At 65.4% G+C, this 15210-nt stretch carries 12 protein-coding genes and 1 pseudogene; 10 read left to right on the top strand and 3 right to left on the bottom strand.

The window, feature by feature from the left end; translation table 11 throughout:
* The first annotated feature begins 32 nt into the window (after positions 1 to 32).
* The 4 genes and pseudogenes from WJ35_RS26775 (at position 33) to WJ35_RS26770 (ending at position 3533) form a co-directional block, all read left to right on the top strand.
* The gene (locus WJ35_RS26775; RefSeq protein WP_069240395.1) at positions 33 to 1508 is read left to right on the top strand and encodes an efflux transporter outer membrane subunit; all 1476 of its coding nucleotides are present in this window, start codon (positions 33 to 35) and stop codon (positions 1506 to 1508) included.
* A gap of 242 nt (positions 1509 to 1750) precedes the next feature.
* Positions 1751 to 1906, top strand: a complete 156-nt coding sequence (locus WJ35_RS31655; RefSeq protein WP_155121979.1) for a hypothetical protein — start codon at positions 1751 to 1753, stop codon at positions 1904 to 1906.
* Positions 1864 to 2007 (top strand): annotated as a pseudogene (locus WJ35_RS32415) (RES domain-containing protein); the annotation flags it as partial. The gene WJ35_RS31655 and the pseudogene WJ35_RS32415, both read left to right, overlap by 43 nt.
* A gap of 365 nt (positions 2008 to 2372) precedes the next feature.
* A complete protein-coding gene (locus WJ35_RS26770; protein WP_059562585.1) occupies positions 2373 to 3533 on the top strand; it encodes a sensor domain-containing diguanylate cyclase in 1161 nt (386 codons plus the stop codon).
* 25 nt (positions 3534 to 3558) lie between these two features.
* On the opposite strand, the gene WJ35_RS26765 is transcribed toward WJ35_RS26770, so the two are convergent.
* On the bottom strand, positions 3559 to 4437 hold the full coding sequence (locus WJ35_RS26765) for a LysR family transcriptional regulator (protein ID WP_224019615.1): 879 nt from the start codon (positions 4435 to 4437) through the stop codon (positions 3559 to 3561).
* Positions 4438 to 4635: 198 nt separating this feature from the next.
* On the opposite strand from WJ35_RS26765, the gene WJ35_RS26760 reads away from it, so the two are divergent.
* The 5 genes from WJ35_RS26760 to WJ35_RS26740 all read left to right on the top strand — a co-directional run bounded on the left by WJ35_RS26760 (position 4636) and on the right by WJ35_RS26740 (position 10749).
* On the top strand, positions 4636 to 5808 hold the full coding sequence (locus WJ35_RS26760; RefSeq protein WP_069240394.1) for a CaiB/BaiF CoA transferase family protein: 1173 nt from the start codon (positions 4636 to 4638) through the stop codon (positions 5806 to 5808).
* Positions 5805 to 6644 carry an FAS1-like dehydratase domain-containing protein gene (locus WJ35_RS26755; protein WP_045577789.1) on the top strand — a complete coding sequence of 280 codons (840 nt, stop codon included), beginning with the start codon at positions 5805 to 5807 and terminating at the stop codon, positions 6642 to 6644. Before WJ35_RS26760 ends, WJ35_RS26755 begins: the two co-directional genes overlap by 4 nt.
* A 48-nt stretch (positions 6645 to 6692) precedes the next feature.
* Complete coding sequence (locus WJ35_RS26750) at positions 6693 to 8042, top strand: MFS transporter (RefSeq protein WP_045577790.1); 1350 nt, start codon at positions 6693 to 6695, stop codon at positions 8040 to 8042.
* Positions 8043 to 8131: 89 nt separating this feature from the next.
* Positions 8132 to 8992 carry an HpcH/HpaI aldolase/citrate lyase family protein gene (locus WJ35_RS26745; protein ID WP_069240393.1) on the top strand — a complete coding sequence of 287 codons (861 nt, stop codon included), beginning with the start codon at positions 8132 to 8134 and terminating at the stop codon, positions 8990 to 8992.
* Positions 8993 to 9321: 329 nt separating this feature from the next.
* Positions 9322 to 10749 carry an MFS transporter gene (locus WJ35_RS26740; RefSeq protein WP_034194530.1) on the top strand — a complete coding sequence of 476 codons (1428 nt, stop codon included), beginning with the start codon at positions 9322 to 9324 and terminating at the stop codon, positions 10747 to 10749.
* Positions 10750 to 10863: 114 nt separating this feature from the next.
* Here the strand turns inward: WJ35_RS26740 and WJ35_RS26735 are convergent, their stop codons facing one another.
* Positions 10864 to 12264, bottom strand: coding sequence for an LLM class flavin-dependent oxidoreductase (locus WJ35_RS26735; protein ID WP_011882657.1), 1401 nt, complete (start codon positions 12262 to 12264; stop codon positions 10864 to 10866).
* Positions 12261 to 13520, bottom strand: coding sequence for an acyl-CoA dehydrogenase family protein (locus WJ35_RS26730; RefSeq protein WP_069240392.1), 1260 nt, complete (start codon positions 13518 to 13520; stop codon positions 12261 to 12263). Before WJ35_RS26730 ends, WJ35_RS26735 begins: the two co-directional genes overlap by 4 nt.
* A 287-nt stretch (positions 13521 to 13807) precedes the next feature.
* On the opposite strand from WJ35_RS26730, the gene WJ35_RS26725 reads away from it, so the two are divergent.
* Complete coding sequence (locus WJ35_RS26725; protein WP_011882655.1) at positions 13808 to 15046, top strand: SfnB family sulfur acquisition oxidoreductase; 1239 nt, start codon at positions 13808 to 13810, stop codon at positions 15044 to 15046.
* Positions 15047 to 15210: the final 164 nt, after the last annotated feature.

The following is a 15210-nucleotide window of genomic DNA, read 5'->3' as shown; positions in this document are numbered from 1 at the left end:
CGCGCGTCGCGACGGCGCGCAATGGGAGAAACATGAATCGGATCCGTGTTGCGGCCGCCGCGGCGGCCGCGCTCTTCGCCGCGGGCTGCACGATGGCGCCGCATTACACGCGGCCCGATGCGCCGGTCGCGCAGGCGTTTCCGTCCGGCGGCGTCTATGCGACGCAGCCGGCCGCGGCGGCCGGCGCGCGCAGCGCGAACGGCCAGGCGGCGACCGACATCGGCTGGCGCGAATTCTTCGTCGATCCGCGCCTGCAGCGGCTGATCGAGATCGCGCTGACGAACAACCGCGACCTGCGGGTCGCGGTGCTGAACGTCGCGGCCGCGCGTGCGCAGTATCAGATCACGCGTGCGGACCTGATGCCGACGCTCGATGCGGTCGGCACCGGCAACCGCACGCGCACGCCGAACGCGCTCACGGCCATCCCGGGGCGCAACATCACGACGACCTACAACGTCGGGCTGCAGGCGTCGTGGGAGCTCGACCTGTTCGGCCGGCTCCAGAGCCTGAAGGATCAGGCGCTCGCGAAATACTTCGCGACCGCGCAGGCCCGCAAGGCGTCGGAGATCCTGCTGGTATCGCAGGTTGCCGACCAGTACCTGACGGTGCTCGCGTACGACGACCTGCTGAAGGTGACGGACGATACGCTGAAATCCGCACAGGCGTCGTACGACCTGACGAAACTGAAGTTCGACAACGGCACCGGCTCGGAGCTCGACCTGCGCCAGGCGCAGACGATCGTCGAGACGGCGCTCGCGAACCAGCAGGCGCAGGCGCGCGCCCGCGCGCAGGCGGTGAACGCACTGGTGCTGCTGATCGGCCAGCCGCTGCCGGACGACCTGCCGCCGGGCCTGCCGCTCGATGCGCAAAACTTCCTGACCGACATCCCGGCCGGGCTGCCGTCGGACCTGCTGACGCGCCGTCCGGACATCATGGAAGCGGAGCAGAACCTGCTCGCGGCCAACGCGAACATCGGCGCGGCGCGCGCGGCGTTCTTCCCGCGCATCTCGCTGACGGGTGCGTTCGGCACCGCGAGCCCGACGCTCGGCGGGCTGTTCAAGGCCGGCACGGCGGCGTGGTCGTTCGCGCCGCAGATCGCGATGCCGATCTTCGAGGGCGGCGCGAACCTCGCCAATCTCGATCTCGCGCACGTGCAGAAGCGCATCGAGATCGCGAACTACGAGAAGGCGATCCAGTCGGCGTTCCGCGAGGTGTCGGACGGGCTGGCCGCACGCGGCACGTACGACCAGCAGATCGCCGCGCTGCAGCGCAACGAGCACGCGCAGCAGCGACGCTACGACCTGTCGGACCTGCGCTACAGGAACGGCGTGGACAGCTACCTGTCGGTGCTGACCGCGCAGACCGACCTGTACGCGGCGCAGCAGTCGCTGATCACCGCGCGGCTCGCGCGCTGGACCAACCTCGTCGACCTGTACCGCGCGCTGGGCGGCGGCTGGATCCAGCGGGCCGGCGAGACGCCGCGCGCGCCGGATGCGTCGGCCGATTAGCGCCCGGCGTGGTCATCCGGCTGGAGCGGTAAACGTCGAAACAGGGAGGCCGACCACGCCGGGACCGAAGCGATGTGCGGAGCGGACAGCTGCACCGAGACGATGTTCACGATGGCGAGACTGGATGGCTTCGTGCCAGCCGATCGTCCGCTGCGCCCGATTCCGCCGTCGGCGAATCCGCGTGGCTCCGGTATCAGATTGACTATAATCGCGCATCATTTGATACCTGCCAGGGAGCCGCCATGTTGCTCGTCACCCCTGAAGCCGTGGCTGCGGTCATGGAGTTGCAGCCGGTCCCGCACACGCTGGCGGAATTGGAGGCGCTCGTGCGCGACGGCCTGCCGAAGTCTGCGCCGTCCCTTCCGTCGTCGTCCGGGCAGCGTTCGACGTGCTGGTGAATCCGGCACATCCCGACGCGGCGCGAATCGTCGTGACAGATCCTCGACCCGTGGTGTGGGATGAACGCCTCTTTGCCATGCCACTGGCCGGGCAGTCATAGAAGTCGATGGTGGTCTGCCGCGGCTTCATACAAATAGCTGGGTCTTTGCAATGCCGCGCTCAGTGACAACCTTATTGCGCGGCGTGCAGCCTCACGACTTCCGCAGGGTTTCGGATGTCTGGTCAACGGCGACGGGCGAGGCGACATCTCCGCATCCCCGACGGTGGCGGCTTTATTTTGGTCTACGAGCGATGCATGACGTCGCCCGCCTCGGAATCGGGGCTACATGACACCGCGTCCCGTGGCATCCCGCTGCAGACCGCCGCGTCCACGAGATTTTTCAAGAATCCGACGCATTTGCCGTAATCTCGATAGACCCTTAACCTTTTCCTCGTCGTGGCGGGGATACCGCGTTGACGACGGCGATGAAAGTCGATCTGGCTACCCTCTACCTTCTAGTGATCGGCACCTTGTGGGCCAGTTCCGCCATGACATATTGGGAGCACGTATCGCATCCCAAGCGCAGCAACGAACTGCGAATGCTGGCGGCCGGATATGCGACGCTCGGGATCGGTTGCGCCGTGGCCGCGTTCCGGCTTGAACTGCTGGGCGCCGCGGGCGCGGCTGTAAGCAATCTCGTGATTCTGAGCGGCTATCTACTGGTTCTGCGCGCTGTGGCAATGTTCAACGGCCGGCGGTATCTCGCAGGCTCGATCGGCCTGCTGATCTTGATGGGGTTGACCTGGGCGGCGGCCGGCGCGCGCGGGCAGGCCGCCGTATGGCTCTATGCCAGCGCGCTGCCCATCGCGCTCGTCTCCGCGATGACGGCCCTCGAACTGACACGACGCGACGGGATGCCGGCCGTTCAAGCTCGACGCGTCGCTGTGGCGGTGACGGGCGTCCATGCACTGTTCTACGCTGCCAGAGCCTTCGTCCTGCCTTGGGTGGTCCCGGTCTTTGGAGCGAGCGCACTGTCGATTTCGAGCAAGATCACGATGTACGAAGGCGTGCTCTATTCGGTCGTTTTGCCGATGACGCTACTTCGGCTCACCCGCGAGGAGGTTCACGGCGAACTCCTGCAAGAGTCCCGTACGGATTACCTGACGCGCCTGGGAAATCGCAGGCTGTTCTTCGAAGAGGGGGAGCGAATCATCAACGATTGCGCGATACGTCGACGCCCGGTCACGCTCCTTGCATTTGATCTCGACCACTTCAAGAAGATCAACGATCGCTATGGGCACAAAACCGGCGACGAGGTGCTGAGATCGTTCGCGGGCGTGGTTCGCGCCAGTACCGACGCGAACACGATTCTGGCGCGCATCGGTGGTGAAGAATTCGCTGCTCTGCTGCCCGATCACGACAGCCATCGCGCGAACGAGATCGGCGAAAGCATTGCGAGCCAGTTTGCCAGGATGGTCCACAGCGCCGACGATCATCGGATTTCCGCAACCGTCAGCATTGGCCTGGCGACGTCGAATTCCGAGGTGCCTTCACTCACCGATTTGCTCGCAGCGGCAGATCAGGCGCTATATCGGGCGAAGTCGCAAGGCGGCAGTCAGCTGATTCATCATGCTGAAGGACGATAGCTAGACCAAGCCACACCTTGGCGTATCACTCCGAAGGATGGCACAGCATGCTGATCAGCTTGTCGCGGTACAGGTTCTTCTCCGCCGGATTGCGCTGTACGCAGACGTGGAGATTGCGCTGAGACCAGGGCTCGATTAGCGGGATGACCGCGACCTTGCCTTCGTCGGATGATTCAATCGCCGTCCGCGGAACGATGCCGATTCCGGCTCCCGACGATACGAGCCGAGCGATAGCCCGATAACCGGATACCTGCACGCGAATGTCGAGTCGTCCGTCGAGCGCGGCGGCATGATTCACCAGAAAGGTGTGCAGCGCAGCCCCTGATTGCAGACTGATGAACGGCTGACCCAGGCACGCCGCGAAGCTGACTTCGCTTTGCCTCGCGAGCGCGTGCGTCACTGGCGCGAGCAAGACCAGCTGGTCCTTCTTGTACGGTACGAATCGCAGCGCCGAATGCTCGGATTCCAATGCCACCACACCCACGTCCGCTCGACCGGCCACCACGGCGCCCACGATGTCGTGGCTGAGTCTTTCTTCCAGTGTGATGCGCACGCTCGGGAACGCCGCGAAGAAACGAGCGAGATCGTCCGGCAGATGGGAGCTGATCGCGTTGTTGTTGGCGAATACGGTGACGTGCCCGGTCAGTCCTTCGGCGAAAGGCAAAAGATCCGAGCGCATCTGGTCGAGTTGAGCGAGACAACGCCGTGCGTGCTCCACGAGCACCTGGCCCGCCGCCGTCAGCGCGACGCCTCTCGGATGCCGGCTCAGCAACGTCACGCCTACCGAGTCTTCAAGATTCTTCACGCGAAGGCTCGCGGACGATGGCGCAAGGTGGCAGCGTTCAGCGCCGCGCGAGACGTTGCCCTCTTCGGCGACGGCGACGAACACCTTCAGGTCAGTCAAGTCATAGCTCATCGTGTTCGAATTTCGCGAAGATGATGCCGGCTTTATAGCACAGGAGTACTAGCTGGCATGCATGCCGGCGATTGCTGCATTGCACGATTTCGTTAATCACGAACGATCCCTTCGTGAAATCTCGCTGTAATCGACCGCGGCGTTTTCCGATACTGATAGCCATCATCCCAACTCAGGAAGGCAGTGATGGTCGCATCAGTTGCTGAAACACCGTCGGCGAAGCCGCTCGCCGGCGTAGTCGTCGTCTCCATCGAACAAGCCCTGGCCGCGCCTCTGTGCACCGGTCGCTTGGCCGAAATGGGGGCGCGAGTCATCAAGATCGAGCGCGCGGAAGGCGATTTCGCGCGTGGCTACGACGCGGCCGCGAACGGCCAATCGTCGTATTTCGTGTGGACGAATCGCGGCAAGGAATCGGTCGTGCTGGACTTCAAGGACGCCGATGACGCCGCGCTCCTGCATCGGCTGATTGCGCAGGCCGACGTCTTCGTTCAGAACCTGGCTCCCGGCGCATTGGATCGAGCTGGATTCGGCAGTGAAAAACTGCGCGAAATGCACACGGGTCTGATCACGTGCGATATCAGCGGCTACGGCACGAACAACGCCGCGAGCAATCTCAAGGCGTACGACCTTCTCGTGCAGTGCGAAAGCGGTCTCGCGGGTATCACGGGCGCACCGGATGCGTGCGGGCGCGTGGGCGTTTCCATCTGCGACATCGGCGCGGGGATGAACGCGACCATTGCAGTGCTGTCGGCGCTCGCGCTTCGCTCGAGCACGGGCAAGGGCTCGGGTGTCTCGGTTTCGTTGTTCGACGGCGCGGCGGACTGGATGACGATTCCCTATGTTCACCAGGTTTACGGAAACGGAGCGCCTACGCGTCAGGGGCTGAAGCATCCTTCCATTGCGCCGTATGGCGCTTTCAAGACCAACGACGGCGACGACATCGTCATCAGCATTCAGAACGAGCGCGAGTGGCGCCAGTTCTGCTCGGCGTTCCTGCAGCAACCGGACGTGGCAGAAGACTCGCGCTTCTCGTCCAACACGAAGCGCGTGCAAAACCGCGAAGCCCTCGATCGGGTGATTGCCGAAGCGTTCGCGAGGCTCGACTCCAGTGAAGCACTGCAACGCCTGGCAGCTTCGAACACCGCCTACGGTCAGGTTCGCTCGGTTGCCCAGATGGCTGAACACCCTGCGCTGCGGACGTGGCCGATGACGGTCGACGGCGAAGAATTGCGCATGATTGCGCCGGCGGTTCGCGCGCCGTGGGACAGCCGGCACTTTGATGCAGCGCCTCGATTGGGTGAACACACGGAGCGCATTCGGGCCGAGTTCGCCACGAAGCAAGTGGGAGAATTCGCATGAGCGGCGTCGATATTGCGCACCTGCGCGAATGGATCGGCAAGAGCGAGTGCAGCCGTGACGTCCTGTCGTCGCGTCACGCGCGGCTGATGGCCGCGACGCTCGGCATTCCGCAGTCCGGCTTCGTCGACGGCGCACGCTTGCCTCCGCTTTGGCATTGGCTCTATTTCCTGAGCGGTGAGGCGCCTTCGGCGCTCGGCCGAGATGGACACCCCGCACGAGGCGGCTTCCTGCCTCCCGTGCCGTTGCCGAACCGCATGTGGGCCGGCGGCAAGCTCGAATTTCATGGCGACCTGCCGCTTGGCGCAGAAGTGGAAAGGCGTTCAAGCATCGCATCGGTCGAACACAAACAAGGACGCAGTGGCGAACTCGTCTTCGTGACCGTCCTGCATGAAGTCGTGCGCGAAGGGGAGGTGCTTGTCACCGAGCACCACGACATTGTCTACAAGGAAGCGTCGAAGGCCGGTGCTACACCTGCGCAAACGAACATGCCGCCACCGCAGCGGACGCGTCGCGTGAAACCCGATTCGACGATGCTGTTCCGCTACTCCGCGCTGACGTTCAACGGCCATCGCATTCATTACGACGCCGACTACTGCCGAGCGGTCGAAGGCTATCCGAATCTCGTGATTCACGGCCCCCTCAACGCAACGCTCCTTGCGAGCTTCGCCGAGGAAGTGAGCGGACGTCGCCTGAAGCAGTTCCATTATCGCGGCGTTCAGCCGTCGCTACTGGGCAACGAATTGGAGCTCAACGCCGCGCCAGACGGCGACCAGCTCGTCGTCTGGGTGAGCTTGCCCGGCGGTGCAGTGTCCATGCGAGCCGAAGCCTCGTTCTGAACGCACACACGCCTGCCTCGACAAAATTTCTCAAGATTGGAGACATAGATGCACCCGAACGCCCGTCATGGTCAGGCCGTTGCCTCGACCCAGTCGAAGGACTCGAAGCGCATTGAGCGCCGCGCCGCAATCGCAAGCGTCATAGGCACCACGATCGAGTGGTACGACTTCTTCATCTACGGCACCGCAGCCGCCCTGATTTTCCCGAGGCTGTTCTTTGCACACGGCAGCTCGGAAGGCCTCATGGAGTCGTTCGCCACGATTTTCGTGGGCTTTCTGTCGCGCCCCTTGGGCGGCGCCATCTTCGGGTACATGGGCGACCGTGTGGGCCGCAAATCGACGCTCGTCGCCACGCTGACCTTGATGGGCGTCGCGACGTTGCTCGTGGGCTTGCTGCCCACCACGCAACAGATCGGACCCGCTGCCGGCTGGCTGCTCGTCGGACTTCGGTTCCTCCAGGGAATCGGCGTAGGCGGCGAGTGGGGCGGCGCCGTGCTCCTCTCGATGGAGAGTCATCAAGGCAAGCGTCGCGGCTTCATGGCGTCGCTGCCGAATGTCGGCGTACCGCTCGGCCTCGTCATCTCGGTGCTGGTCTGGAGCGTCTGCAGCCGCTTGAGCGGCGACTCGCTGATGGACTTCGGCTGGCGAGTTCCCTTCTATGCAAGCGGTGTGCTTCTGGTGTTCGGCCTGCTGATTCGCATGGGCGTGCCGGAGACCAGGGATTTCGTCGAGGCCAACCAGTCGGTCGACCGCACCAGGAGTCCTGTTCGGGAAGCCATTAGAACCGAGTGGAAGGCGATATTGCTGTCGGCACTCGTCCGTCCCGGCGAACAGGCCGCGTTCTACATGCTCACGTCGTTCGCCATGCTGTACGGCTCGAAGAACCTCGGCCTCGGCAAGGGGTTCATCCTGAACGCGGTGTTGATTGCCGCCGTTGTCGCGTGTTTCGCGTTGCCGTACTTTGGGCATCTGGCGGACCGTATCGGCCGTCGCAAGACCTACATGTCGGCAGCCGTCTGCATGATGCTGTTCGCTTTCCCGTACTTCGCGTTGCTCAATACGAAGATTCCGCTCGCCGTCATTGCGGGCACGGTCATCATCATGGTCATTCATGCGGCGCTCTACGGGTCGCAGGCCGCCTTCATCGCCGAGTCGTTTCCTCCCGGCATTCGCTACAGCGGTGCGTCGCTCGGATACCAGGGCGCCTCGATCATTGCCGGCGGCCCCGCGCCGATGATTTCGCTGTGGCTGTTTCAGACGTTCCATTCCGCATACGCCGTTGCCGCTTTTCTCGCGGCCATGTCTCTCGTCAGCGCCTGCGCCGCGTTCTTCCTCGGCCGGCAACGGACGGTCGAACCGAAGGCGGTATCGGAGCGTCTCGTAGAGGCTGCGCACTAAGGAAAGCAGCGGGCGCTCTCGATCGCTTGTCGCGATGCCACTGCGGTCGCGTCTCATCAGGACGCCCGCTCACCTCCAGGACAAATCTTATGTATCCGAGATCCTATTTGTTCGTTCCCGGCAATCGACCGGAACGATTCGACAAGGCGTGCGCTGCGGGCGCAGACGCAGTCATCCTCGACCTTGAAGACGCCGTGCCATCCACCGCGAAAGCGCAGGCTCGTGACGCCGTCGTGTCGTGGCTTGGAAAAGGCGGGCGAGCGTACGTCCGAGCGAACGCGGTCGGTACCGCGTGGTACCAGGACGATATAGCGGCCCTTCGGACCTGCCCGAGCCTGCAGGGCATCGTGGTCCCCAAGGCCGAGCGAGCCGACCTGCTCTCGAACCTCGCGAACGAGATCTCCGATGAAGCGGTGTTGCTGCCGCTCATCGAGACCGCGGTTGCATTTGACGACCTCCGCTCGCTGGCGAAGGCGCCGAAAGTCGCGCGCCTCTTGTTTGGCACCTTGGACTTTCAGGTCGACACCGGTATTCAAGGTGACGGCGATGAACTCGTGTATTTCCGCTCACAACTGACCATCGCGTCACGGATTGCCGGCATCGCGGCCCCGGTGGACGGAGTCACTGCTGCAATCGATGACGCTCAGCGGATCCGCAGCGACACGGTTCGAGCCCGCAATCTCGGTTTCAGGGGCAAGCTGTGCATCCACCCAAAACAGATCGAGCATGTACACGCGGCTCTGCGCCCTTGCCCGGAAGAGCTCGCGTGGGCGCGACGAGTCCTTGCTGCCGTTCAGGAAAGCGACGGCTCGGCCATTAGCGTCGATGGAAAAATGGTGGACGCTCCTGTCATTGCCAAAGCGAACGACATCGTAAGCAGTTCGGCCAGCGCATGCGATCTTCTTCCTGAAATGCCTGCGCATTCCCAGGAATTCCACGTTGAACGATAGAGGAGGGGATCGAGGTTTCCGGACGGAGTGGGGCGTCGGTCGGCTAGACCGTCAGGACATCGACGCGGCGCTGACGAAGATCGTCGACAAGCGCTCCTGCCGAGCGCGCCAGCCGGCCAACGTTATGACGCAGCCCGATTAATTTATCGCTTTATATCGCTTGGGATACCGGGATCGGCGGAACAGAATGCCCGCTGCCGGAACGCAATCACGTCAGCCTGTCGACGCGCCCGCGTTCCGTCGAAATCCTGCCGATCGCGAATGCACCAGCCTGGGCTCCGGCTCCACGCCGGCCTCGGCGTGCATTCCGCCAAACCCCAAGGAATGCGATGAGTTCGATCGATCTAAGCCCTGCCACACCGGTTTCCGCTCCCATCCGCTCGGCCAGCGACGTCGCGCGCCTGATCAATACCGTGGACAGTTCGGTCAGCCATGCGCGGATGATCGTGCTGCTGGCGCTCGGCGGCGTGTTTCTCGACGCGTACGACCTCACGACGCTGTCCTACGGCATCGACGACGTCGCGCGCGAATTCGGGCTGACGCCCGCGCTGACCGGGCTCGTCGGTTCGGCGATCATGATCGGCACGATCTTCGGCAGCCTGATCGGCGGCTGGCTGACCGACCGGATCGGCCGCTATCAGGTGTTCATGGCCGACATGCTGTTCTTCGTGGTCGCGGCGATCGCGGCCGGCCTCGCGCCGAACGTCTGGGTGCTGATCGCGGCCCGCTTCGTGATGGGGCTCGGCGTCGGCATCGACCTGCCCGTCGCGATGGCGTTTCTCGCGGAATTCTCGAAGTTCAACGGGCGCGGCAACAAGGCGTCGCGGCTCGCGGCGTGGTGCCCGATGTGGTACGTCGCGTCGTCGGTCTGCTTCCTGCTGATCTTCGGCCTGTATTTCCTGTTGCCGGCCGAGCATGCGGGATGGCTGTGGCGCGCATCGCTGATCTTCGGGGCGGTGCCGGCGCTCGTCATCATCCTGTTCCGCAACCGGTTCATGAACGAATCGCCGCTGTGGGCCGCGAACCAGGGCGACCTGGCCGATGCCGCGCGCATCCTGCGCGAGTCGTACGGCATTCACGCGCATGAGGCCGACGATGCGCGGCGCGAGCCGAGTCCGCCGCCCGTGCGGATCCGCGTGCTGTTCCAGCGCCCGTATCTCGGCCGCACGATCGTCGCCAGCGCGATGAACCTGTGCATTCCGTTCGAGTACACGGCGATCGCGTTCTTCCTGCCGTCGATCCTGTCGCAGTTTCTCGGCGCGGGCGTGTTCGAAACGATCGCGGCCTCGCTCGCGCTGAACGTGCTGTTCGCGTTCACCGGCGGCTTGCTGGGCATGCGCCTCGCGTATCGCTATCCGTCGCGCCACGTCGCGATCGCGGGCTTCGCGCTGCAGACGATCGCGCTGGTCGCGCTGGCGCTCGCCGGGCATCCGCACGGCGCGATCGCGGTGGGCGTCGTGCTGCTGATGCTCGGGACCTGGCTGTTCGCCGAAGGATTCGGCCCCGGTGCGCAGATGATGATCTATCCGACGCTGTCGTATCCGGCCGCGATCCGCGGCACCGGCGTCGGCTTCGGACGCTCGCTGTGCGGCATCGGCCAGGCGCTCGCGCTGTTCGTGCTGCCGATCCTGCAGGCGCGTCTCGGCACCGACATGTTCTGGGTCGTCGCGGTCAGCGCGGTCACGCCGATCGCGTTCCTGCTGATCGTGCGGTACGAACCGACGGCGCACGACATCGACGACGAAAGCGTCGCGTGAACGCGCGGGGCATCGACCGCCCCGAAAAGCGCCAACGGCTTCGTCGAACCGCACGAAGCCGTTGGTATTGCAGCCGGTCGGCCCGCACGCGGGCAGACCGGCCTCGACATCCCGCTACGCGCCGACCGCCTCGCGCTCGGCTTCGCGCTTGACCTGCTCGATATTGCGAAACTGCGCGGCGGGATGCTCGTCGGGCAGCCGCGCCGCGCCGCCGAACAGCTTTTCGCGCAGCGTGCCCGGCGCATACGCGGTCGGATACACGCCGCGGCGCTGCAACTCGGGCACGAGATGACGCACGACATCCTCGAAGGTTTCGTGCGCAACCGCATACGCGAGATTGAAGCCGTCGACGTCGGTCGCCGCGACCCATTCCTGCAGGATGTCCGCGACGGTCGCGGCGGAGCCGACGAACACCGGCCCCATTCCGCCGATACCGCCCCACGTGGCCAGCGCCTCGATCGTCCACGCGGTGTCGCCGCCCGCCAGGTGCTCGACGGCCGACACGATGGCATTCGTTTCGACGCGCCGCACGGGATCGGTCGGCGCGTACTGGCCGAAGTCGATGCCGGTCCAGCCCGACATGAACACCAGCGAGCCATCGTACGACACGTAGCGGCGGTACTCGTCGAACTTGGCCTGCGCCTTTTCGTCGGTTTCGTCGACGATCACCGTGACGAGGTTGTAAATCAGCACCTTGGCCGGATCGCGGCCTGCCGCGGCAGCCTGCGCACGCACGTCGGCCACGTAGCGTGCGAGCTGCTCGCGGGTGGGCGCGGCGACGAACACGCATTCCGCGTGCTGCGCGGCGAACGCCTTGCCGGGGCCGGACGCGCCGGCCTGGAACAGCACCGGCGTGCGCTGCGGCGACGGTTCGCACAGGTGGTAGCCGGGCACGTCGAAGAAGCGGCCCTTGTGGCCGATCTCGTGCACTTTCTCGGGATGCGTGAACACGCGGCCGTCGCGATCGCGCACCACCGCGCCATCCTCCCAGCTGCCCTCGAACAGCTTGTACAGCACCTCGACGTATTCGGCCGCGACCGCGTAGCGGTCGTCGTGCGTGCGCAGGCCCTGGTCGCCGACGTTCTTCGCGCCGCTCTCCAGGTACGACGTGACGATGTTCCACGCGAGCCGGCCCTTCGTGTGATGGTCGGCCGTCGACAGGCGGCGCGCGAACGTGTACGGGTGCTCGAACGTCGTCGACGCGGTAATGCCGATCCCGAGATGCTCGGTCGCCATCGCGATCGGCGCGGCGAGCTGCAGCGGATCGTTGACCGGGATCTGCGCGGCCTGATGCAGCGCGTGATAGTTGCTGCCCTGGTAGACGTCGTAATAGCCGATCACGTCCGCGATGAAGATCGCGTCGAAGATCCCGCGCTCGAGCACGCGGGCGAGGTCGGTCCAGTAGTCGAGGTCCTTGTACTGCCACGAGCGGTCGCGCGGATGCGCCCACAGGCCCGGCGACTGGTGGCCGACGCAGTTCATCTCGAACGCGTTGAAACGGATCGTCTTGCTCATCGTGCGCCTCCCGCTTCCACGCCGGTGCCCGCACCGTTGCCGACGCGCCAGACGAACGGCGGCGTGCGGCCGTTGATGACCCAGTCGCCGACGATCCGCGCCTTGTAGACGAGCGGATTGTGCGACGACACCGTGCGCGCGTTGCGCCAGTGGCGGTCGAGTGCGGTCGTGGTGCGCGTCGCGGACGCGCCGAGCGCGTCGAACCGGCGCGTCGCCGCGCGCAGCACGAGTTCGGACACGACGAGCTGGCTCTGCGCGGATTCGATCTCGGCCGCGACGTTCGCCGCGTGCTCGGTCGCTTCGTCGTCGCCGAAGCGCGCTTCATAGGCCTGTTGCAGCGGCTGCGCGGCGCGCAGCGCGAGCGCGTCGGCCGCATACGCCCACGACGCGATCTCGCCGATCACCTGCTGCAGCTGCACGTCGTCGCCCGCGCGCGGTGCGTTGCCGTGGCTGTACACGCGCGTCCGGTTGCGCACGAGCTCGCCGGCGTCGCGTACGATCGCGTGGCCGATGCCGGCCAGCGTCGCGACGTGGAACAACTGGTAGAACGCGGTCTGGTACTTGAAGCGGCGCGCGAAGTCGATCACGTGGTCGGCGTCGACGGTCGCATCCTCGAAGCGCGTGGTGCCGCTGCCGGTCGTGGTCTGGCCGAAGCCGTCCCAGTCGTCCTCGCGGATCACGCCGGGCTGCGCGGTCGCGACCGCGACGATCACGTCGCTGCCGTCGTGCGCGCGCTGCGCGAACACGTCGATCCAGTCGGCGAACAGGCTGCCCGTGCTGTAGAACTTCCGGCCGTTCAGCACGAGCCGGCCGTTGCGCTCCGACACCTTCGTGACGGTCTGGCCGAGCGGCACGTCGCCGGCCTCCGACCATGCGTTGCCGACCAGCTGGCCGCTTGCGAAGCGATCGAACCAGGTCGTGCGCTGCGGCCCGGACGGGGCGTTCAGCCAGTCCTCGACGAACGCGAAATGCCCGCGCAATGCCTGCGGCAGATTGGAATCGGCGGCGGCTAGTTCGGTCAGCAGCCGGAACAGCTGCGGCAGCGAGGCGCCGGCGCCGCCGGCGCTGGCCGGCAGCCGCACCGCGCCGAAGCCTGCGGCCTTCAACCAGCCGATCGCCTCGTGCGGCAACTCGCGGCGGCGTTCGCGTTCGGCGGTGCCCGTGGCGATGCGCTCGAAGATCGGCCTGAACCGGCTCGCGAGTGCGTCGTAGTCGGTACCGGTGGATAGGTCGGGGGCAGCGTGCAACGAAGTCATGCGGTGTTCCTCGAAGAGCGGGCCGATTGCGCCGGGAGGCCAGTATAGGAAGCGCGACATGCGCGTTCCAATAACGGATTCGCAGATCGTTATCGTCGCTGGGTATTACCGCAGGTGCACCGCGATGCGGCGACGCCGGCGCGTCGATTGCGGCGCCGAAGCGCGTGTCGCCGGCGTCGATCGGGTCGTTTGTTATCCGGAGGAATATCGTTCCGAGAATCGCTCGTTTTTCCGGCCCGCGCTGCGCTGCTAGATTGAGTGCTTTCGCCATTCGACAGGAGAACCCGATGTCAGACACGAGCGCGACGATTCAGGAGCAGCCAGCCGATGTGCAACCACCCGCGGCCCGCGTGATCGCCGACGATGCGCAGGCGATCGCAGCCGCGCACGCGCTGGCGAAGCGGCTCGCGGAAGATGCCGCCGAGCGCGATCGCACGCGCCGTCTGCCGCGCGACGAAATCGAATGGTTCTCGCAGTCGGGGCTGTGGGCGATCACGGTGCCGAAGGCATACGGCGGCGCAGGCGTGTCGCATGTCACGCTGACCGAGGTCGTCAAGATCGTCGCGGCGGCCGATCCGTCGCTCGGGCAGCTGCCGCAGAATCATTTCGGGCTGGTCGACGTGATCGCGCTCACCGGCACCGACGCGCAGAAGCGCCATTTCTTCGCGGAGATACTGAGCGGCAAGCGCTTCGGCAACGGGTTCTCGGAGAAGGGCACGAAGCACGTGCTCGACCTGAAGACGCGCGTGCGCCGCGACGGCGACGACTACGTCGTCGACGGCACGAAGTTCTACTCGACCGGTGCGCTGTTCGCGCATTACGTACCGGTGCTCGGTCTCGACGACGCACGCCAGGCATGGCTCGCGTACGTGCCGCAACCGACGCCGGGGCTGGCCGTGATCGACGACTGGTCGGGATTCGGGCAACGCACGACCGCGAGCGGCACGGTCGTGCTCGATGCGGTGCGCGTTCCGGCGTCGCACGTGCTGCCCGCGCAGCGCGTGTCGGACGTGCCGACGCTCAACGGCCCGCTGTCGCAGATCATCCAGGCCGCGATCGACGCGGGCATCGCGAAGGCGGCCATCGACGATACGCTGGCGTTCGTGCGGACCCGCACGCGCCCGTGGGTCGACAGCGGCGTCGATCGTGCAGTCGACGATCCGCTGACGATTCGCGAGATCGGCCATCTGCACATCCAGCTGCATGCGGCCGAGGCATTGCTCGAACGCGCGGCACGCACGCTCGACGAGATCACGGCGCGCGGCGACGTGACCGAAGACGACGTCGCGCGCGCATCGGTCGCGGTCGGCGAGGCGAAGGTGCTGACGACCGAGGTGGCGCTGCTCGCGGGAGAGAAGCTGTTCGAGCTGGCCGGCACGCAGTCGACGCTCGCCGAGCACAATCTCGACCGGCATTGGCGCAACGCGCGCACGCATACGCTGCACGATCCGGTGCGCTGGAAATATCACCTCGTCGGCAACTACTACCTGAACGGCGTGCGTCCGGCACGCCATGCGTGGAACTGAGCCGCTCGTGGGCCGCCGATCGCGGCCCGATCGATCGTCGCGTTGGCGATCGGCCGCGCGGTACCGTCGAGCTCGAACCCGAGTGCATCGACGACGAGAATCACGGCCGTCGGTTCGGAATACGCGCGCCGATCATGAATGCTCGAGAAGACGAGTAATGTTCT

The sequence above is a fragment of the Burkholderia ubonensis genome (genome assembly GCF_001718695.1).
Classification (GTDB): Bacteria; Pseudomonadota; Gammaproteobacteria; order Burkholderiales; family Burkholderiaceae; genus Burkholderia; species Burkholderia ubonensis_B.
The sequence above is the reverse complement of the archived record's forward strand: the minus strand, read 5'-3'. Positions and strand labels throughout refer to the sequence as shown.